This window comes from Streptomyces sp. NBC_00582 (assembly GCF_036345155.1).
Classification (GTDB): domain Bacteria; phylum Actinomycetota; class Actinomycetes; order Streptomycetales; family Streptomycetaceae; genus Streptomyces.
This window is the reverse complement of record NZ_CP107772.1, coordinates 4,412,304-4,431,212: the sequence shown is the minus strand read 5'-3', so window position 1 is coordinate 4,431,212 and position 18,909 is coordinate 4,412,304. Positions and strand designations below refer to the sequence as shown.

17 protein-coding genes are annotated in these 18,909 nt (G+C 71.6%); 8 read left to right on the top strand and 9 right to left on the bottom strand.

Going from position 1 to position 18,909, the window contains the following annotated elements; genetic code table 11:
* Positions 1–74 precede the first annotated feature (74 nt).
* Positions 75–1,853 (top strand): GMC family oxidoreductase, encoded by a 1,779-nt coding sequence (locus OG852_RS19465; RefSeq protein ID WP_330348552.1) that lies wholly within the window; start codon positions 75–77, stop codon positions 1,851–1,853.
* An 87-nt stretch (positions 1,854–1,940) separates the two neighbouring features.
* Here the strand turns inward: OG852_RS19465 and OG852_RS19460 are convergent, their stop codons facing one another.
* Together OG852_RS19460 and OG852_RS19455 are read right to left on the bottom strand one after the other, a co-directional pair.
* Complete coding sequence (locus OG852_RS19460; protein WP_330348551.1) at positions 1,941–2,966, bottom strand: LPXTG cell wall anchor domain-containing protein; 1,026 nt, start codon at positions 2,964–2,966, stop codon at positions 1,941–1,943.
* Positions 2,967–3,602: 636 nt separating this feature from the next.
* Positions 3,603–3,914, bottom strand: coding sequence for a chorismate mutase (locus tag OG852_RS19455; RefSeq protein WP_330348550.1), 312 nt, complete (start codon positions 3,912–3,914; stop codon positions 3,603–3,605).
* Positions 3,915–4,451: 537 nt separating this feature from the next.
* Between OG852_RS19455 and guaA the strand changes: the two genes are divergently transcribed.
* Positions 4,452–6,032, top strand: a complete 1,581-nt coding sequence (guaA, locus tag OG852_RS19450; RefSeq protein ID WP_330348549.1) for a glutamine-hydrolyzing GMP synthase — start codon at positions 4,452–4,454, stop codon at positions 6,030–6,032.
* Between the two features lie 18 nt (positions 6,033–6,050).
* On the opposite strand, the gene OG852_RS19445 is transcribed toward guaA, so the two are convergent.
* Positions 6,051–6,539: a pyridoxamine 5'-phosphate oxidase family protein gene (locus OG852_RS19445; protein WP_330348548.1), complete on the bottom strand. Its 489-nt coding sequence runs from the start codon at positions 6,537–6,539 to the stop codon at positions 6,051–6,053.
* Positions 6,540–6,687: 148 nt separating this feature from the next.
* Here OG852_RS19445 and OG852_RS19440 point away from each other — a divergent pair, with 148 nt between their 5' ends.
* Complete coding sequence (locus tag OG852_RS19440; protein ID WP_133912861.1) at positions 6,688–7,482, top strand: class II aldolase/adducin family protein; 795 nt, start codon at positions 6,688–6,690, stop codon at positions 7,480–7,482.
* Here OG852_RS19440 and OG852_RS19435 read toward each other — a convergent pair.
* Positions 7,451–8,377, bottom strand: coding sequence for a DUF4429 domain-containing protein (locus tag OG852_RS19435; protein ID WP_330348547.1), 927 nt, complete (start codon positions 8,375–8,377; stop codon positions 7,451–7,453). The genes OG852_RS19440 and OG852_RS19435 overlap by 32 nt on opposite strands.
* A 203-nt stretch (positions 8,378–8,580) precedes the next feature.
* On the opposite strand from OG852_RS19435, the gene OG852_RS19430 reads away from it, so the two are divergent.
* Together OG852_RS19430 and OG852_RS19425 are read left to right on the top strand one after the other, a co-directional pair.
* Positions 8,581–9,870, top strand: a complete 1,290-nt coding sequence (locus OG852_RS19430; RefSeq protein ID WP_330348546.1) for a hypothetical protein — start codon at positions 8,581–8,583, stop codon at positions 9,868–9,870.
* A gap of 130 nt (positions 9,871–10,000) precedes the next feature.
* Positions 10,001–10,534: a DoxX family protein gene (locus OG852_RS19425; RefSeq protein WP_330348545.1), complete on the top strand. Its 534-nt coding sequence runs from the start codon at positions 10,001–10,003 to the stop codon at positions 10,532–10,534.
* 101 nt (positions 10,535–10,635) lie between these two features.
* Here OG852_RS19425 and OG852_RS19420 read toward each other — a convergent pair whose 3' ends face one another.
* Complete coding sequence (locus OG852_RS19420) at positions 10,636–10,881, bottom strand: hypothetical protein (RefSeq protein WP_330348544.1); 246 nt, start codon at positions 10,879–10,881, stop codon at positions 10,636–10,638.
* A complete protein-coding gene (locus OG852_RS19415; RefSeq protein ID WP_330348543.1) occupies positions 10,868–12,310 on the bottom strand; it encodes a PspC domain-containing protein in 1,443 nt (480 codons plus the stop codon). Before OG852_RS19415 ends, OG852_RS19420 begins: the two co-directional genes overlap by 14 nt.
* A 179-nt stretch (positions 12,311–12,489) precedes the next feature.
* Between OG852_RS19415 and OG852_RS19410 the strand changes: the two genes are divergently transcribed.
* Positions 12,490–13,782, top strand: coding sequence for an ATP-binding protein (locus OG852_RS19410; RefSeq protein WP_330348542.1), 1,293 nt, complete (start codon positions 12,490–12,492; stop codon positions 13,780–13,782).
* Positions 13,779–14,525: a LuxR C-terminal-related transcriptional regulator gene (locus tag OG852_RS19405; protein WP_133912854.1), complete on the top strand. Its 747-nt coding sequence runs from the start codon at positions 13,779–13,781 to the stop codon at positions 14,523–14,525. The genes OG852_RS19410 and OG852_RS19405 overlap by 4 nt, the downstream gene beginning before the upstream one ends.
* Before the next feature lie 13 nt (positions 14,526–14,538).
* On the opposite strand, the gene OG852_RS19400 is transcribed toward OG852_RS19405, so the two are convergent.
* Positions 14,539–15,621 carry a C40 family peptidase gene (locus OG852_RS19400; protein ID WP_330348541.1) on the bottom strand — a complete coding sequence of 361 codons (1,083 nt, stop codon included), beginning with the start codon at positions 15,619–15,621 and terminating at the stop codon, positions 14,539–14,541.
* A gap of 419 nt (positions 15,622–16,040) precedes the next feature.
* On the opposite strand from OG852_RS19400, the gene OG852_RS19395 reads away from it, so the two are divergent.
* The gene (locus OG852_RS19395; protein WP_133912852.1) at positions 16,041–16,394 is read left to right on the top strand and encodes a hypothetical protein; all 354 of its coding nucleotides are present in this window, start codon (positions 16,041–16,043) and stop codon (positions 16,392–16,394) included.
* Here the strand turns inward: OG852_RS19395 and OG852_RS19390 are convergent.
* Both OG852_RS19390 and OG852_RS19385 read right to left on the bottom strand, forming a co-directional pair.
* Positions 16,372–17,370 (bottom strand): tellurite resistance/C4-dicarboxylate transporter family protein, encoded by a 999-nt coding sequence (locus tag OG852_RS19390; RefSeq protein ID WP_133912851.1) that lies wholly within the window; start codon positions 17,368–17,370, stop codon positions 16,372–16,374. The two genes, OG852_RS19395 and OG852_RS19390, sit on opposite strands and share 23 nt — an antisense overlap.
* A 185-nt stretch (positions 17,371–17,555) precedes the next feature.
* A complete protein-coding gene (locus OG852_RS19385) occupies positions 17,556–18,710 on the bottom strand; it encodes a C40 family peptidase (protein WP_133912850.1) in 1,155 nt (384 codons plus the stop codon).
* Positions 18,711–18,909 lie beyond the last annotated feature (199 nt).

Here is an 18,909-nt window from a genome sequence, read left to right as displayed (position 1 = left end):
CGACATGCGGCTCCGCCGCCCGGGCGCGACCAGCCATCACCGGCCCGCACGCGAAACGCAACGAGGAGACCCCCGTGCCCCAGGACACCTACGACTACGACGTCCTCGTCGTGGGCTCCGGCTTCGGCGGTTCCGTCACCGCCCTGCGCCTCACGGAGAAGGGCTACAGGGTCGGCGTCCTGGAAGCCGGCCGCCGCTTCACCCGCGAGACCCTCCCCAAGAACTCCTGGGACCTGAAGAACTACCTCTGGGCCCCCAGGCTCGGCCTCTACGGCATCCAGCGCATCCACCTCCTCGGCAACGTGATGGTCCTGGCGGGCGCGGGCGTCGGCGGCGGTTCCCTGAACTACGCCAACACCCTCTACGTCCCGCCGAAGCCCTTCTTCGACGACCCCCAGTGGCGGGACATCACCGACTGGCAGGAGGAGCTGAGCCCGTACTACGACCAGGCGCGCCGCATGCTCGGCGTACGGCTGAACCCGACGACGACCCCCTCCGACGTGCACCTGAAGGCGGCGGCGGAGCGGATGGGCGTCGGCGACACCTTCCACCCCGCCCCGGTCGGCGTCTTCTTCGGCGACGGCAAGGACGCCGACGGGACGGCGAAGGCCGCACCCGGCGAACAGGTCGCCGACCCCTACTTCGGCGGCGCCGGCCCCGCCCGCAGGGCCTGCACCGAGTGCGGCGAGTGCATGACCGGTTGCCGGCACGGCGCGAAGAACACCCTCAACGAGAACTACCTCCACCTCGCCGAGAAGGCCGGCGCGGTCGTCCACCCGATGACGACGGTCGTGTCGGTCACGGACGACTCCCAGGGCGGATACGCGGTCGCGACCCTCCCGACCGACGACCGCCGCCGCTCCAGGGGACGCACCTTCAAGGCCCGCCGGGTCGTCCTCGCCGCCGGCACCTACGGCACCCAGACCCTGCTGCACCGCATGAAGGCGAACGGACAGCTGCCGTACCTGTCGGACCGGCTGGGCGAGCTGACCCGCACCAACTCCGAGGCGCTGGTCGGCGCCCAGACCGACGACCGCCGCTACCGCAAGGCGACCGGCGCGCCGAAGGTCGACTTCACCCGCGGAGTCGCCATCACCTCCTCGGTCCACCCCGACGAGAACACCCACATCGAGCCGGTCCGCTACGGCAAGGGCTCCAACTCCATGGGCGGCCTGTCCATCCTCCAGGTCCCCTACGCGGACGGCTCGTCGCGGGTCGCCGGCTGGCTGGCCAACGCGGCCCGCCACCCGCTCCTCGTCCTGCGCTCGCTGTCCAATCGCCGCTGGTCGGAGCGGACCATCATCGGCCTGGTCATGCAGTCACTGGACAACTCGCTCACCACCCATCTGAAGCAGACGGGCGTGGGCAAGGGGCTGCTGACCGCCCGCCAGGGCCACGGCGCGCCCAACCCCAAGCAGATCAGGGCCGCCTCCGAGGCCGCCTCCGCGATCGCCGCCGACATCAACGGCTTCGCCGGATCCAACGTGGGCGAGCTGATGGGCACCCCGCTCACCGCCCACTTCCTCGGCGGCTGCCCCATCGGCGACTCCCGCGAGACCGGGGTCATCGACCCGTACCACCGCCTCTACGGCCACCCCGGCATCTCGGTGGTCGACGGCGCCGCGGTCTCGGCGAACCTGGGCGTGAACCCCTCCCTCACCATCACCGCGCAGGCCGAGCGGGCGATGTCGTACTGGCCCAACAAGGGCGAGGCGGACCCGCGTCCGGCGCAGGGAGCCGCGTACGAGCGGCTGAAGCCGGTGGAGCCACAGGCCCCGGCGGTCCCGGCGGACGCGTTCGGCGCGCTGCGCCTGCCGTTCCTGGGAATGCCGACGGTGCCGCCGAGGAAGTAGGGCGACGGTTCACCCCGTACCACGTGAGCGAAAGGGACCTGCGCCCCCCTCCGAGCGCAGGTCCCTTCGCTGGTCCGGGCCGGCGCCCTACACGTGCGCGCCGGTCCTGCGGCGGCGAACCGCCACGACCGCCCCCGCGCCGACGAGGACGGCGACACCGCCGACGAGGCCGATGACGGGGAGCGAGGAGTCGGAGCCGGTGGAGGCGAGGCTGCCGCTGATGGGCTTGGCGCTGCCCTGCGCCCGGGTGCCGTCGTCGGTGTGGGGCTTCTCGCCGTTCGGCTTGGCGTCGTCGACGTCACCCGCGTCGCTGCCGGCGGCGAGGATCTTCACGTCGTAGAAGTCACCGTTGCCGTGGCAGGTGGCGTCCTTGCCGGCGTAGATCGCCTCGCTCAGCGCGAACGAGGAGCCGGCCGGGGCCGACGCCTTGACCTTCACCCGCAGGTCGAGCGTGGTGGAGCTGTTCTTCTCCAGGGTGTCGAGCAGCCCCACGAAGGAGCCCGTGACGTCGACCGTCTTGCCGTTCTCGTCCTCGTACGAGTCCTGGAAGCTGTCGGTCCACTTGCCGTCCTCCTTGACCTGGATGACGGCGAGGCCCTCGGACAGCCAGGCGTCCGTGTCGCCGCCGTACTCGAGGAAGGCGTCGATGTAGACGTTCTTCAGGTCCTGGTCGGAGTCGTTGCGGACCTTGAAGGTGAAGCCGTGCCAGCCGGAACCGGCCACGATCTTGTTCGGCAGGCCGGTGATCTCGGCGGTGAGGTTCTCGTCCAGTTCGAAGGACTTGCAGTCGGTGAACGGGTCGAACGGCTCGCCGTTCTCGCTCGCCGAGGCGCTCGCGGAGGACGACTGCGAGGCCGAGGAGGTCGCGGAGCCGGAGGATGTCGCCGAGGTGGACGACGTGGGTGACGTGGACGACGTGGAGGACGTGGACGATGTGGAGGCTGACGGGCTCGATGTGTCCGTGGGGGACGAGGAGGCCGTCTGCGACGCCGTCTGTGCCTCGGAGGTGCTCGGGGACGGCGAACCGGTCTCCTCGGCGAACGCCGTCGGAGCCGAGAGCAGGGCGAGCGGCACCATCGCGGCCGCCGTGAGGAGAGTCCGGCGAAGCTTCATGGAGACCTCGGGAGATCAACGGGTTCGGTGTGTCAGGTGTGACCCGTGAAACCCATGAACAGTTGTCTCCACCTCACGGCATCTTTATGTGATCTAGATCACATAACCCTGCCCGGGGCCGTGGTCGCACGACGAAGGGCCCCGCGGGGCGGATCCGCAGGGCCCTTCTTATCGCCAGCACCGGCGTCAGGGCAGCACCGGTGCCTGGGATGCGGCGCCGGGGGGTTGCGCCGCTCTATTGGTCTGGACCTTTGGAAGTCATCCAGGACACATCACGCACTGGGCCGGTCCGGGACGGGACTCGGGGCAGTGGGGGCTTTCTCCGCATCGTGCTGGATGAACGCGGCGCCCGCAACCGTTTGACCCAGCTCTTGTGCATTTTTGCCATGTCCGCCGGTCGGCCCCGAGCGTCCCCGAGGCCGACCGTTCTCTTGGGTGACCGGGCTGCTGTCCCCTGCCGTCCGGTCACTTACCTGGAGCGAGGTCCCACGGCGCACGGCACGATCCGTCCGCCTCATCGCTCCAGTGACCCACGCGTGGTTTCTTCCGGGCCCGCACCTGGCTGGAACGGACACCGGGACCAACGAAGCGCTGCGGCGGCGGTCACGCGGCGTACGGGTGAGACGGCGCCCGAACTCAGATACGACCCCGGCACAGCTCCAGCAGCGTCATCGCGAGGGCGGTACCGGGCTTGCCCAGCGCGTCCCTGTAGTGACCGAGGATCTCCATCTCACGCGAGAGGTTCACCCGCCGGCCGCCGGAGGTGAGCCGGGCCTCCTGGATGACGGCGGACACGGCCATCCGCTCCTGGATCAGCCCGATGATCCGGTCGTCGAGGGCGTCGACGCGCTCCCGCGCACCGGTGATCACATCGGCGGCCTCGGGGGTACGGGCGCCGGTCACATCGAGAGCGGTCATGTCGGGGCTCCTTCGTCTCTGTTCAGTCATCCGTCGGAAGAGGAGCCCCGGAGCGACACGGCCCGGGAGAACGCCAGACGCCCCGGACCTTGTCGGCCCGGGGCGCCTGGGGAAGTCGCTTGTCAGTGGCTCAAGCAGCACGACCATGGCAGCCGGTGGGCCGGTCGCCATAGGTAAAGAGGAAGGTCGAGAGCTCGCGCATACGGCGAGTATGCCACACCCCCCAACCCCTGCCGGTCGCCCCCCGTCACGCTCCCTCTCCACCTACGGGGCCGCTCACCCGCCCTTCCCCCGCCGAGCCGGCGCCCCGTCCTTCGCGCTCCCGAGCCGGATACCCCTACCTCCCACCGAGCTGATCACCGCCCCCCTTGCCCTCGAGCCGTTCCCTCCCCTCCCCTTCTTCCCCCGCGAGCCGCTCGCCCCCCTCTCCTCTCCCCCCGAGTCGATCACCCTCCCCTTGCCGGGCCGGGGGTCCGGGGGCGGAGCCCCGAGGGACGGGACCGCCCCCACGGCACCCAAAGTAGAATTGGCCAGCACAGAGACTCCGCCCACCGCCGGAAGGCCCCCGTGTCATCAGCGACTCCCGCTGCCGCCGCCCCCGACACCGTCCTGGTCGTCGACTTCGGCGCACAGTACGCCCAGCTCATCGCCCGTCGAGTCCGCGAGGCCCGGGTCTACAGCGAAATCGTGCCGAGCACCACGCCGGTCGAGGAGATGCTCGCCAAGAACCCGGCGGCGATCATCCTCTCCGGCGGCCCCTCGTCCGTGTACGAGGAGGGCGCCCCCCGCCTCGGCCGCGAGCTCTTCGAGGCCGGCGTCCCCGTCTTCGGCATGTGCTACGGCTTCCAGCTCATGGCCCAGACCCTCGGCGGCACGGTGGACAACACCGGCTCCCGCGAGTACGGCCGTACGGATCTGCACGTCTCCCGGACGTCCTCCACCCTCTTCGAGGGCACCCCCGCCGAGCAGCACGTATGGATGTCGCACGGCGACGCCTGTTCCGCCGCCCCCGAGGGCTTCACCGTCACCGCGTCCACGGACGTCGTCCCGGTCGCCGCCTTCGAGAACGACGAGAAGAAGCTCTACGGCGTCCAGTACCACCCCGAGGTCATGCACTCCACGCACGGCCAGCAGGTCCTGGAGCACTTCCTCTACCGCGGCGCGGGCCTGAAGCCCACCTGGACCACCGGCAATGTGATCGAGGAGCAGGTCTCCGCGATCCGCGAGCTGGTCGGCGACAAGCGCGCCATCTGCGGCCTCTCCGGCGGCGTCGACTCCGCCGTGGCCGCCGCCCTCGTCGCCCGGGCCATCGGCGACCAGCTCACCTGCGTGTATGTCGACCACGGTCTGATGCGCAAGGGCGAGACCGAGCAGGTCGAGAAGGACTTCGTGGCCGCGACCGGCGTCAAGCTGGTCGTCGTCGACGCCGAGGAGCGCTTCCTCACCGCGCTGAAGGGCGTCTCCGACCCCGAGCAGAAGCGCAAGACCATCGGCCGCGAGTTCATCCGCGTCTTCGAGCAGGCCCAGGCCGAGATCATCGCCGACGAGGGCCCGGCGGTGGAGTTCCTGGTCCAGGGCACGCTCTACCCGGACGTCGTCGAGTCCGGCGGCGGCACCGGCACCGCCAACATCAAGTCCCACCACAACGTGGGCGGTCTCCCCGAGGACCTGGAGTTCAAGCTCATCGAGCCCCTCCGCAAGCTCTTCAAGGACGAGGTCCGCATGGTCGGCCAGGAGCTCGGCCTGCCGGAGGAGATCGTCCAGCGCCAGCCGTTCCCCGGCCCCGGCCTCGGCATCCGGATCGTCGGCGAGGTCACCAAGGAGCGCCTGGACCTCCTGCGCGACGCCGACGCGATCGCCCGCGAGGAACTCACCGCCGCCGGTCTCGACCGCGAGATCTGGCAGTGCCCGGTGGTCCTGCTCGCGGACGTCCGCAGCGTCGGCGTCCAGGGCGACGGCCGCACCTACGGCCACCCGATCGTGCTGCGCCCCGTCTCCTCCGAGGACGCCATGACCGCCGACTGGTCGCGGCTGCCGTACGACGTCCTCGCGAAGATCTCCACCCGGATCACCAACGAGGTCCGTGACGTCAACCGCGTCGTCCTCGACGTGACCTCCAAGCCCCCGGGCACCATCGAGTGGGAGTAGGTCTCTTCCCAGGTCCCTTCAGGTCCGCTTGAGAGCGCGCACCGGCTCTCCGGGCTTCCAGACCTGCACGACGAGATACGTCTCGTCCTCGACGTAGGTCCTCACGACCTCCGTCAGCTCGGTGCGGAAGAGGTGGAACGGCTCCGGCGGTTCCACCTCTTTCCGGTATGCCGCCTTCACCGCCGGATCCTCGACCTCGACCGCCCGCCCCGCGATCCGTACGTCCCCGCCGCCCATCCCGGTTCCCTCACCCGGGTTGGCCTGGAGCGCGAAACGCGGATCACGCCGCAGATCGAGCGCCTTCACCGAGTCCGGCATCATGCCGAGCCACAGCTCACCGTCGAGGAACCGGACCTCCAGTCCCGCGGTCCGAGGAGAACCGTCCTTGCGCAGGGTCGCCAGTACATGGTGGGTGAACGCGCCGAAACGCTCCTCGACGGTCCGCGCGAGACCGGGCTCGGCAGCCGTGAACGCGGCCCAGTTCGCCGCCGTGTCGTTCGCTGTCATACCCGGAGTGTGAACGCGATACAGGACATCTCCTGTCGCAATTCCGTCGTGTTCCACAGACGCACGTCATCTTTGCGCAACAAGCCTGTTCTCCTGCGCTGACCGAGGGTAACTTCCGCCCGTACACCCACCCAGTGCTGGAGGACCGATGCACGGGCCCACGCCGCCTGCCCCGCTGCCCACCGACCGGCTCAACTTCGCGATGCCGCCGATGCACGACTCGGTCGAGGACGAGCGCCGGCACCGCAAGGAACGCCTGGCGGGCGCCGTACGCATCTTCGGCCGCCTCGGCTTCGAGGACGGCGTGTCCGGACACATCACCGCCCGCGACCCCGAATACAGCGACTGCTTCTGGGTCAACCCGTTCGGCATGCCGTTCAAGCACGTCACCGTCAGTGACCTGGTCCTCGCCAACTCCGACGGCCAGGTCGTCGAGGGCGGCTACCACGTCAACCAGGCCGCCTTCACCGTCCACGCCCAGGTCCACGCCGCCCGCCCGGACGTCGTCGCCGTCGCCCACTGCCACTCGGTGTACGGCCGCGCCCTCGCCGCCCTCGGCGAACTCCTCGACCCCCTCACCCAGGAGAGCTGCGCCTTCTACGAGGACCACGCCCTCTACGACGCCTACACCGGCGTCGCCGTCGACACCGAGGAGGGCCGGCGCATCGCGAGCGCCCTCGGCACCCGCAAGGCCCTCGTCCTGCGCAACCACGGACTGCTCACCGTCGGGGACTCGGTCGACGCGGCCGCCTGGTGGTTCCTGTCCATGGAACGCTCCAGCCAGGTCCAGCTCACCGCCCGCGCGGCCGGCCGCCCCCTGCTGATCGACCATCGCGCCGCCGTCGCCACCCGTGAACAACTCGGCGGCGACCTCGTGGCCTGGATCAACTACCAGCCCCTGTGGCAGGACATCAGCCGCAGCGAACCGGACCTGCTGAGCTAGGCCCTTCCTGGAAGCCGCGCAGTATCACCGCCTTGGTCCGGGCGAACTCCTCGTCCGTCAGCACCCCCTCCCGGTGCAGCTCGCCCAGCTCCCGCAGCCTGCGCAGCAGTACGTCGTGATGGTCGGCCTGGGCGGGAACGGCCGCCGCCCACCGGTGCGGCCGGCCCCCGCCCCCGGTGTCCACCCGCGCCGAGGGATGCGGCATCCGGGCCGTCACCGCCGTCGCCACCAGCGCGGTCAGCAGATCCCGCTGCACCCCGCCCCACAGATCCAGCGCATACGGATCCTTCTCCGCCGACAGCCTCGAGAACACCGTCTCCCGGGTCGCGAACCGCAGAAACCCGTCCCCGTGACCGGAGTTGGGCAGCCACTCCACCTGCACCAGATCCCCGACCGCGATGATCCGCGGCCCCGTCGCCCGCTTCACCCGGTCCGAGGTGTCCGCCCAGTCGATGCGCACCCGCGTCCCGTCGAAGGACACCGTGCCGTCGGACGAACGCACCGACACCGGAACCGGCGGCCCCGGCAACAGATAGGAGCGGGTGGGCTCCTTGGGTACCTGGTCCAGCAGCAACGCGTGCCGGATCTCCTCGACGACATACTCCGCCAGCCCCGAACGGTCCACGTCCACCAGCAGCCGGTACGGGTCCGCCGCCGCCGGCAGCCGCCCGCCCGTCGCCTGCAACAGCGGATCCGCTCCCTCCCTGAGCCGCATCCGCAGCCGCCCCCGCCGCCGTTCCGGCTCGTAGACGACCCCGGCTACCGCCTCCAACGGCACGGCGATCTCCCCGTACGTCTGCCGGAACAGCGGCACGGAACGGTGCAGCCCCGGCGTGATCCGGACCGTCGTACCGTCGAAGGCCCAGCTCCCGTCACGCTGGATGATCTCGGCCATACGGACAATTCTCGCAGCCGGGTCAACACGACCCCTCCCTTCTTCACCTGCTCTGACCAGACCTGCCTCAGCCCGACCGTGTGCGGTAGGGCACAATGCGCTGTCATCGCGGGGGAGTTGTCAGCGGGGCGGCGGCCGGGATCCACCACGGGTTTTTCAGGGGCCGCCGCTCGTTCGGGTCACGGGGAAGGCGGGCGTCGGACGTGGCGGTACAGGAGGCGAGACAGGGCGCGCACCCGGGCACGGGCGCGGGCCCCCACGACGGCGGCTGCACCTGCGGGGACTGCCCGCACGGCGCCCGCGAGGGACACCGGCGCGCGGTCGCCGCGTTCCTGCTGCAACGCGACGAGTTCGCCGCCGGCCAGGGCCTGCCGGCCGCCGTCGCCCACTCGGCCTCGGCCTCCCGCCAGTGGGTCTCGGAGGAACTCACCCAATCGGCGGAACTCGTCGCCGAACGCGGCCGAGCCGAGGGCGAGGCCTGGCTCTCCCGCCTCTGGCTGCGCACCGCGTTCACCGTCTGGGCGGCGGTCGTGCTGCTCCTCCTCGTCCAGTCCCTGACCGCGATCGGCGCCGGCTGGACCTCCGCCCGCACCGCCGGACTCCTCGCCGCCCTCGTCGTGGCGGGCGCCCTCACCACCGCCTCCTGGTTCCACCGGGCCCGGGGTGGCGTCCTCGCCCCCGTCATCGGTGAGGACAACCGCCTGTCCACCTCCCGAGCGGTCGCCGCCGCCTGGGTCGTCCTCCTCTCCTACGCCGTCCTCGTCCTCGTCGGCCGTCTCGCCGCCGCCTCCGGCCACACCGAACGCGACGCCCTCACCTCCGGCCTCGACCTCGCGCGCGGCGCCGGTGTCGTGACCGTCCTCGCCGTGGTCTGCGGCATCGCGGTGCTGGTCCGTCGGGTGGTGGGCCTACGGGTCCTGGCCCAGCGCCTCCAGAAGGTCCGCGCCCATCGCCCCCGCGCCGCCGACCTCCTCACCGACGACTCCGGCCGCGGCACCTTCGCCGACATCCAGTACGTCGTGATCAGCGCCGTCGCCCTGGCCTTCGCCGCGGTCCGCCTCGCCCGCCGCCCCGACCAGCTCCCCGACCTGCCCTGGGGGCTCGCCGTCGTGGTCCTGGTCTCGGCCGCCACCTATCTGGCCGGCAAGTACGCCGAGGGCGGCCGCCCCGTCATCCTCTCCGTCGTCCGCTCCCGCGAGGCCGGCGACCTCGACGCCCCCATCCGCACCGGCGACGACATCGAGATCCGCGGCGCCGGCTTCGTCCCGCCCGGCGCCCAGACCGCCGACCGCCTCTCCCGCATGGTCGTCCGCATCGGCCCCGTCCATGTCCACGTCCCCCTCGTCCCGGTCACCGGCGGCTTCAGCAACCCCACCGACACCGTCCTCACCGTCCCCGTCCCCGCCGACGTCGAACCCGGCCGCGTGGAGGTCCAGGTCGTCACCGCGGCAGGCGTGGAGACCAACCGCTGCACGATCGACGTCACCGAGTAGCCGAAGTGAACGCACGAACGGAGTGAACCAGTCGGATGCACCGGCTGCGCAGACAATTGAGCGCACCCCCCATTTCGTACGTATGGTCTGTTGAAGGTCCCACCACTCGGGCGAGAGGCGGCTACCGGCGATGACTCACGGCATGCGGACCGACACCCATCCCCCCCATCTGCACGGCGGCGGCCGAGGCTGGCGGGACACCGCCAACCACTACGCACTCCTTCCTCTACGGATCTTCCTCGGCGTCACCTTCACCTACGCCGGTCTCGACAAACTCACCGACAGCGCCTTCATGAAGGACGGCGGCGCGGGCTCGATCGGCGACACCATGCGTGCCGTCCGTGACTCCTCGGCCATCCCCGCCCTGGTCGACCTGGCCCTGAAGAACCCGGTCGGTTTCGGCTACGCCATCGCCCTCGGCGAGCTCGCCGTCGGCATCGGCGCACTGATCGGTCTCCTCACCCGCCTCGCCGCTCTCGGCGGCGCGCTGATCTCCCTTTCCCTCTGGCTGACGGTGAGCTGGGCCTCCGACCCGTACTACTACGGCAACGACCTCATCTACCTCATGGCCTGGCTCCCCCTGGTCCTGGCCGGCGCCCCCTACCTCTCTGTCGACTCCCTCTGGCAGAACAGGCGCCGTCAACGATCGGGCGGCCTCGACTGACACCCACCACCCCCCTGCCCCCCCACAGGGCTGTCCCACCCGGGCCACCATGCCGTCGGCCCGGGCAGGTCTGCTCCCGCCCTCGGCCCGGACCGGCCCTTTCAGATCCCGCTGTCCGCGCCCGCTGCCCCGGCCCGCGTCTCCCGACCGGTACGGCGTCTTCTGCGCACGGAGCGGGCGACCAGGCCCGTCACCCCGGCCAGGCAGAGCCCGACCACGACCAGCGGAATGATCGCGAACCAGGGCGTCTCCCAGAGCCCGCCCGCGTCTCCCGCGTAGACGACCCCCGCGAGGGTGAAGAACGCGCCCGCCACCAGCCTGCCGGGTCGGAACTCATGACGCAGCACGGGCCACCTCCGCCTGTCCCACCCCGACCTGGAGGTCGAGGTCGAGCGTCCCGGCGTCGTCCTTGGCGCCCGACACCGGCCTCAACGTCACCGACCTGTGCTTGCCCGGCTCCACGTCCACGTCCTCCTTGCTCTCGCCGGGCAGTTGGATGTCGCCCAGCCCCACATCGATGCTCAGCCTCACAGTGACGTCCGGCGGCACGATCACCCGCAGCCGGCCCACCCCCACCTCCGCGTCGGTGCTCACCGTCCGTCCCGCGGCCACGTCCAGCCCGGACAGGTCCAGCTTCGCGTCACCGGTGCCGAGGTCGTAGGCCTCCTGTACGTCCGCCACCGTCGCGGGCCGCCAGGTCTCGTCGATCCAGTGCGTGGTCACGTCCTTGGGCAGGACCGTCGTACCCGCCAGCAGTCCGGCGGTGACGATCGCCAGGAACACCGACCCCGCACCGGTGCGCCCCAGGAACGAGCTGATCGCGATGCCCACGCCGAGCACGATGAGCGCGGCGGCCAGACCGGCCTGGAGGCTGGTGCCGAGCGGGTGGTCGTCCCAGGTGAGCCGGGTGACGAGGGCGCCCGCGAGCACGGCCAGCAGGAACACCCAGCCGCCGGTCCAGCGCGGGCCGCGCGGAGCGGGGGAGCGGCCGGGCGGGACGGGTATGTCCTCGCGGTCGCCGGCGTGGCCGATGAGACCGACCTGGATGGCCGCCGCGATGTCCCGCTCCCGCGGGTCCCGGGGACCCCACAGATAGCCGGTGCCGCCGACATGCGTGCCGTCCTTCACGATGGGGTCACGCCACCAGGACGGGTAGGCGGCCGGGACCGGCGGCGCCTTGGCCTCCGGCGGGGCGTCGGCGGCGGCCTGCGCGGCCAGGGGGTCGGGATCGGAGGAGCCGCGGTGCCGCGACCAGTACCCGGCGCCCCCCAGCAGCAGCGACAGGACGACGGCGAAGGTCAGCACACTGCCGTTGTTCAGCATCGTCAGGAAGACACCGCAGCCGACCAGCGCGAACAGCACGGCCACGAGGGCCTGGCCGTCGACCCGGCCGGTCAGCAGCTTGCGCACCTCGTTCTGCTCGTCGTGGGAGTAGGGGACGAAGAGCCAGGCGAACCCGTAGAAGAGGAGACCGATGCCGCCGGTCGCGGAGAGCACCGCGAGCGTGATCCGGAAGATCACCGGATCCATGTCGTAGTGCCGGCCCAGCCCCGCGCACACCCCGGCGAGCACCTTGTACTCCCGGTCGCGGCGGAACTTGGCGGGCCGCCCGGCTCCCTCGACCGCTTCGGCCCCCTCCTCTTTCTCCGCGCCCGTGCGCCCGTGCGCGCGAGGTGTCTCACCTGCGGCGCTCGGGGCACCGGAGGACGGGGCGGCCGCGTCGGGCGCGGTGCCCCCGTCGGGCACGGCGTCCGCGGCGTGCTGGTGATTTTCCATGGGTCCATGGTGGCGGGCCCGCGGCCCCGGCGGCAGTCGGAACGACCCTGGTCGGACCCTGATATCGGCCCTGAGCCCGGGCCCGGGAGGCGTTCGACCTGCGAGGGGGCCGAAGATCAGGGGCGTCTCGGGGGCGAACCCTGATGCCCTGGCCCGCACGCTGTGTGACCATCGTTGGCATGCCGGAAGCCGCAGCAGCGCCCCTCGTCGAACCGCGGCCGCCGCGCAAGCTCTACCGCAGCAGCGACGGTCGCTGGCTGGGTGGTGTGGCGCGGGGGCTCGCCGGGCATCTCGGGCTGCCCGTCGTGTGGGTGCGGCTCGTCTTCGTCGGCCTGTTCATGGCGGACGGCCTCGGTGCCCTGCTCTACGCGGCGTTCTGGTTCTTCGTGCCGCTCGGTGTCGGCGGTGTCGGCGACCAGAAGCCGCCCTCGCTCGTCACCACCGAGACCGCGCCCGACGGCCGCCGTAGACTCGTCGCCCGCAGACCGGACCGGGGCCAGATCGTCGCCCTGCTCCTCATGGTCGTCGTCGCCCTGGTCTTCGTCAGCAATGTGAACCTGGGCAACGGCGCCAAGGCGTATCTCCTGCCCGCCGTCCTCGTCGGCGCGGGTGTCGCCCTTGTCTGGCGCCAGGCGGACAACGCCCGCCGGGCCCGCTGGGTCGAGGTCGGGCGCAGACGCCGTACGCTCACGCTGCTGCGCGCCGGTGCCGGTGTCCTCCTCGTCACGACCGGTGTCTCCGGCATCTTCGTACTGCAGGGGTCGGCCGCCCACCTCGGCTCGGTGCTGCAGGCGGCGCTCGCCGTCCTCGTCGGTATCACCCTGCTCGCCGGTCCCTACCTCGTCCGGATGACCCAGGACCTCTCCGAGGAGCGGCTGATGCGCATCCGTGCCCAGGAGCGCGCCGAGGTCGCCGCCCATGTACACGACTCCGTACTGCACACCCTGACCCTGATCCAGCGCAACGCGGAGAACGCGAACGAGGTGCGCCGGCTCGCCCGCGCCCAGGAGCGGGACCTGCGCACCTGGCTCTACAAACCGGAGGGCACCGGCAAGGACGAGGACGACGAGCCGAGGACGGTCGCCGACGCCGTCCGGCGCAACGCCGCGGAGGTCGAGGACAAGCACGGCGTCCCCATAGAGGTCGTGGTCGTGGGCGACTGCCCGCTCGACGAGCGGGTCGGCGCACAGATGCAGGCCGCGCGCGAGGCGATGGTGAACGCCGCCAAGTACGGTGGCGAGGGGGGCGCCGTGCAGGTGTACGCCGAAGTCGAGGGCAGGACGGTCTTCGTGTCCGTCCGGGACCGCGGCCCCGGCTTCGACCTGGACTCGATACCCGCCGACCGCATGGGCGTTAGAGAATCGATCATCGGCCGTATGGAGCGCAACGGCGGTACGGCCCGGTTGCGGGCGGTGCCGGGCGGCGGCACGGAGGTCGAGCTGGAGATGGAGAGGGCGGAGAAGACGTCATGAGCGACCCGACCGAGACGAACGCGGCGGCTGGAGCGGGGGAGGCGGCCGAGCCGGCGCCGTCCTCCGGCGGGAGCACGGGCGGGCGGCGTGTGCGGGTGGTCCTCGTCGACGACCACCGTATGTTCCGCACCGGTGTGCAGGCCGAGATCGGCCAGACCGAGCAGACGGGCGTCGAGGTCGTCGGCGAGGCGGCGGACGTCGACCAGGCGGTCACCGTCATCACGGCGACCCGGCCCGAGGTGGTCCTGCTCGACGTCCATCTGCCCGGTGGCGGCGGGGTGGAAGTGCTGCGGCGGTGCGCCGCGTTGATGGCCGACGCCGAGCAGCCGGTGCGTTTCCTCGCCCTGTCCGTGTCGGACGCGGCGGAGGACGTGATCGGGGTGATCCGCGGGGGTGCCCGCGGATACGTCACCAAGACGATCACGGGGACCGATCTGGTCGGCTCGATCTTCCGGGTGCAGGAGGGCGACGCGGTCTTCTCGCCCCGCCTCGCCGGGTTCGTCCTGGACGCCTTCGCCTCCACCGACGCCCCGCCGGTCGACGAGGACCTCGACCGGCTGACCCAGCGCGAGCGCGAGGTGCTGCGCCTCATCGCCCGCGGCTATGCGTACAAGGAGATCGCCAAGCAACTGTTCATCTCGGTGAAGACGGTCGAGTCCCATGTCTCGGCGGTGCTCCGCAAGCTCCAGTTGTCGAACCGTCATGAGCTGACCCGCTGGGCGACGGCACGACGGCTGGTGTGACCCACCGGGGCCGTCACACCACCCGGGTCGCCCCGGCGAACGGCATCTCGTCGATGGGGGCGATGCGTACCGGTGCGGAGGGGTTCGGGGCGTGGATCATCCGGCCGTTGCCGATGTAGAGGCCGACGTGGGTGATGCCGGAGTAGAAGAAGACCAGGTCGCCGGGGAGGAGTTCGGAGCGGGAGACGCGTTGGCCGGCGCCGATCTGGGCGTAGGTCGTGCGGGGCAGGGAGACCCCGGCGGAGCGGTAGGCGGCCAGCACGAGGCCCGAGCAGTCGAAGGCGTCGGGGCCGGTGGCGCCCCAGACGTAGGGGCTGCCGAGCTTGGAGTAGGCGAAGGAGACGGCGGCCCCCGCCCGTGAGTTCGGGGCGGAGGCGGTGGTGGTGCCGGGCGCCTGGAGGGTGTCGCGAGCGACTGAGGAGGCCCGTGAGACGCGGGCGGTCGTCGCGGTGCCGCCGCCGGTGTCCGCGGCGATCCGGGCCCGGTCCGCGGCCGACAGCCGGGAGAGCAGACTCCGGGCGGCGGTGAGCTTGTCGGTGATGGTCTTCTTGTGCTTCTTCAGCTCCGCCTGGCGGGCCTTGAGGGAGGACAGTTCGAGGCGGGCCGCGCCGCGCAGCTGCTCGATCTCGCGCAGTTGCCGGCGGACGCGGGCGACGGCGGCGGACTGGCGGTCACCGGCGCGTTCGGCGAAGGCGGCGCCGTCGAGATACCGGTCGGGGTCGTCGGAGAGCGCGAGTTGCACGGAGGGGTCGAGACCTCCGCTGCGGTACTGCGCCGCCGCCATGGTGCCCAGCGCCTCCCGCGCCGAGTTCAGCTTCTCCTCCTTGCGGGCCGCCTCGTCCCGCAGGGTCGCCAGGTGCCGCTCGGCGGTGGTGGCCTTCTCCTGTGCGCCGTTGTACCGCTCGGTGGCCGCCTCCGCCTCCTGGTACAGCCTGTCCACCTCGGCCTTGACCTGTGCGGTGGTCAGCTGGGGCTCGGCCTGGCCGGTTCCGTCGAAGGCCGTGGCGGTCGCCGCGCCCGCGAGGGCGAGGGTGAACGCCGTACGGGCCGTCTGGCCGCCGAGCGAGCGCTGTCGGGGCTTGCGGTGCGCTGCCACGTGGGACTGCACGTCCTTTCGTACGACCGCCGCGGCCATGAAGGGGAGCGGCTGACGTGTCCGACGGCGTCCGCACAGGGGGAGCGGGACGCCGTCGGACCTTCTCGGCGGTAGTGGCCGACTGCCGCCCCTGGCCCGGGCGGCGGTGGGGAGCCGGTCACCTGGGGGAGGACGCTAGGCCCGTGCGTGTCGGGTGGGTAACGCGATGTACGGAAATGGCATGAGCGGACCACCGGCTGATGGTTTCTGTCCGGGCGGCGGAGCCGGGGGCGTCGGGTTGGCGCGGCGCGGTGATCGATGCGGTGATTCCGGGACACCTCGGCGTGACGGGATGCTATGGGGCGCATATGTGCAAGCCCGGTCACCGGGGGAGGGCCGGTGTCGGGGGGCCGGTGCCGCTCTGATTAGCATCCGGCCTCATGGACGTACTCATCCATCTTTTCGTCGGCCTGCACATCATCGGCATCGCCGCGCTCCTGGGCGGCTTCCTCACGCAGATGAAGGCCATGGGCCGGGGCACGGCCCGTTTCGTTCCCGCGATGCTGCACGGCGCGGCGACCATGCTGGTCACGGGGGTGATCCTGGTCGGCCTCAACCAGGCCGACGACCAGCCCGTCAACAACATCAAGATCGGGGTGAAGCTGGCGCTGCTCGTCGTGATCCTCGGCCTGGTCTATGTGAAGCGGGACGACGAGAAGGTCGAGAAGCCCCTGTTCGGCCTGGTCGGGCTGCTGACCGTGGCGAACGTCTTCATCGCGGTCCTCTGGACGTGACGGACCCGAGGGGCCCGGCGGCCAGGGCCGCGACGGCGACCGCCAGCCAGGCCGCGACCGCGACCCACAGCAGCGCCTCCCCGGGCCCCTTCCAGCGCGGGAGGACGAGGGCGGGGGCCGCGGACAGCATCGCCACCGCCGTCATCCCCATCGGGAACACCGTCGCCCACCGCCGCACGTCGTAGCGCAGCCGGGGCCGCAGCAGCTCGCCGGCGAGCAGGACGGCGTACCAGCACAGGGCGAGCACGAGCAGCGCGAGGGTCATCCCCCGCAGGACGCCCCGGTCGTCGGCGTTCCACAAATGGAGCCGGTGATCGGCGTCGGTGAGCCGCGCGCCCGCGAGCGCCGAGACGGCGAGCGCCCCGCCGGCCACCCACTGGTCCCCGGCGCCGTCGGTCACCTCTCGCCAGTCGAACAGGGCCAGCATGAACACGTAGAGCAGCAGGCCCAACCAGAACAGCACGAGCGCGGTGTGCGCCGGCCAGTCGAGCCGCTCGGCCTTCGCCAGGGTCGCGCCCAGCACCGCGAGCCCCTGGGTGGCCACGCAGCACAGGAACACGTCCCCGTGCATCCGACGGCCCCGGTGGCTCATCAGGTGTCGGGTGACGTGCCGTACGACATCCGTCATCAGCAGCGGCCACAGCACGGCCGCCAGCGCCAGCAGCGCCCAGGCGAGGTTCTGCCGGCCGAGCGCGGAGACGCCCGCGCCGAGCACCGTGGTGGCGGCCACGGCGGTCAGCCCGCCCGGTGTGCCGGCCTCCGCCCGCCAGCGCCGGGGCTCCCGCACCAGCCGTACGACGAAGTCCGAGGCCAGCAGCGCCCAGGCGGCGCCGGCCAGGGCCAGCGTGGCCTGGAACAGCACCTCGTGTCCCGCCAGGCGCAGTCCGACCGACAGGATGCCGGTGGCCAGAACGACGGCCCCGGCCGCCGGCGGACGCCGCGCCCACCAGGCGCGCAGGGAGGAGGAGCCGGACATGCGCCCGATGCTAGGGCCTGTCCGGCGGATCATGCCGGAGACGCGTGCGCCGATGAGGGGCCGCTGATTTCCTCCGATGTGATCCGCCGGGCAGGCCCTGGGGATGCGAAGCGGCCACCGCGGGCGGCCCACGCGCGCGTAGACGCAAAGAACGCGCTACGCGCGCGTGGCGCCCACGATGTGGCTCAGGCCGGGCGGACCACGCTGTGGATGCCGGACTCGCCGTCGTAGTAGATGGACTCCTCGCGGACGTAGGCGCCCGGCTTCGGGGCGTGGATCATCATGCCGTTGCCGATGTAGATGCCGACGTGGCTGATGTCGTCGTAGAAGAAGACCAGGTCACCGGGTCGGGCGTCGGCGAGGGAGACGGTGGTGCCGGCGTTCACCTGGTCGTAGGTGGTGCGCGGGAGGGTGACGCCGGCGGCCTTCCAGGCGGCCTGGGTGAGTCCGGAGCAGTCGTAGGAGTCGGGGCCGGTCGCTCCCCAGACGTACGGCTTGCCGATCTGGGCGCGGGCGAAGGCGAGCGCCTTGTCGGCCTTGGTGGCGTACGAGGAGTCCGTGGACGACGAGGAGTCCGAGCCGGTCGGTGCGGAGGAGGTGCTGCCGGTGTCCTGTCGGGCGGCCTGCTCCGCCGCCTGCTGCCGGGCCAGCTCGGCCGCCCTGCGCGCGGCCTCCTCCTGCCTCTGCTCCTCGATCGCCGCCAGCCGCGCCTTCTCCTGGGCCGTGAGCTGCGACAGCAGCTCGCGCGCGCCGCCGAGCTTCTTCTGGACGGTGGCCTTGGCGGTCTTCAGGTCGCTCTGTGTGTCGGTGAGCGTCGCGAGGCTCTCGGCGGCCTCCTGCCGCTTCCGCAGGGTCGACGACTGCTCGGTGACGAAGTCGTCGACGGCGCCCTTCTGGCGGTCGGTCAGCCGGTTCATCAGCTGCGTCTGGTCGAAGTAGTCCTGCGGGGAGTCCGCCAGCAGGAACGTCGCGGTGTCGGGCGCGGAGGCCCCGGTGCGGTACTGGGCTGCGGCGAAGGAACCGAGCTCCTCCCGCGCCTCGTTGAGCTTCTGGGTGCGCCGGGCGACGTCGTCGAGGAGACCGTCGACCCGCTTGCGCTGCTTGGTGGTCTTCTCCTTGGCGGCGTTGTACTTCTCGGTCGCCGACTCCGCCTGACGGTAGAGGTCGTCGACCTTTTTCTCGACCTCCTCCAGGCTCGGCTTGCCGTCCTCGGAGGGGGCGGCGTTCGCCGACTGGGAGAGCAGGGCCACGGACGTGAGCGCGGCGGTGGCCAGGGCGGGCGTGCGTATGCCTGCCACGCGGGAGCCCGAAAAGCGCGGCTTGCGGTGCTGCGACGCCAAGAGAGGCGACTCCTTCCATCGTCCGCCTACCGGGTCAGCGGTGGGGGTCCCCCCGCTCGAGCGAAGTCGAGAGTGGGGGAGGGTTCGGGCGGATGGATCGGAAGGCGCGCCCTACGGCCGGCTCCGCTGGGGAGTGGGCCGATTCACCCCGGCAGTCTCGGTGGGTCCCCGGCTCCGGCTGCCGCACAGGGGCGCGCCG

Coding starts and splice junctions, on each gene's coding strand:
- OG852_RS19460 (WP_330348551.1), bottom strand. CDS start 2,966: ATGAAGCTTCGCCGGACTCTCCTCACGGCGGCCGCGATGGTGCCGCTC.
- OG852_RS19455 (WP_330348550.1), bottom strand. CDS start 3,914: ATGACTGAACAGAGACGAAGGAGCCCCGACATGACCGCTCTCGATGTG.
- OG852_RS19445 (WP_330348548.1), bottom strand. CDS start 6,539: ATGACAGCGAACGACACGGCGGCGAACTGGGCCGCGTTCACGGCTGCC.
- OG852_RS19440 (WP_133912861.1), top strand. CDS start 6,688: ATGCACGGGCCCACGCCGCCTGCCCCGCTGCCCACCGACCGGCTCAAC.
- OG852_RS19435 (WP_330348547.1), bottom strand. CDS start 8,377: ATGGCCGAGATCATCCAGCGTGACGGGAGCTGGGCCTTCGACGGTACG.
- OG852_RS19425 (WP_330348545.1), top strand. CDS start 10,001: ATGACTCACGGCATGCGGACCGACACCCATCCCCCCCATCTGCACGGC.
- OG852_RS19415 (WP_330348543.1), bottom strand. CDS start 12,310: ATGGAAAATCACCAGCACGCCGCGGACGCCGTGCCCGACGGGGGCACC.
- OG852_RS19410 (WP_330348542.1), top strand. CDS start 12,490: ATGCCGGAAGCCGCAGCAGCGCCCCTCGTCGAACCGCGGCCGCCGCGC.
- OG852_RS19405 (WP_133912854.1), top strand. CDS start 13,779: ATGAGCGACCCGACCGAGACGAACGCGGCGGCTGGAGCGGGGGAGGCG.
- OG852_RS19395 (WP_133912852.1), top strand. CDS start 16,041: ATGGACGTACTCATCCATCTTTTCGTCGGCCTGCACATCATCGGCATC.
- OG852_RS19390 (WP_133912851.1), bottom strand. CDS start 17,370: ATGTCCGGCTCCTCCTCCCTGCGCGCCTGGTGGGCGCGGCGTCCGCCG.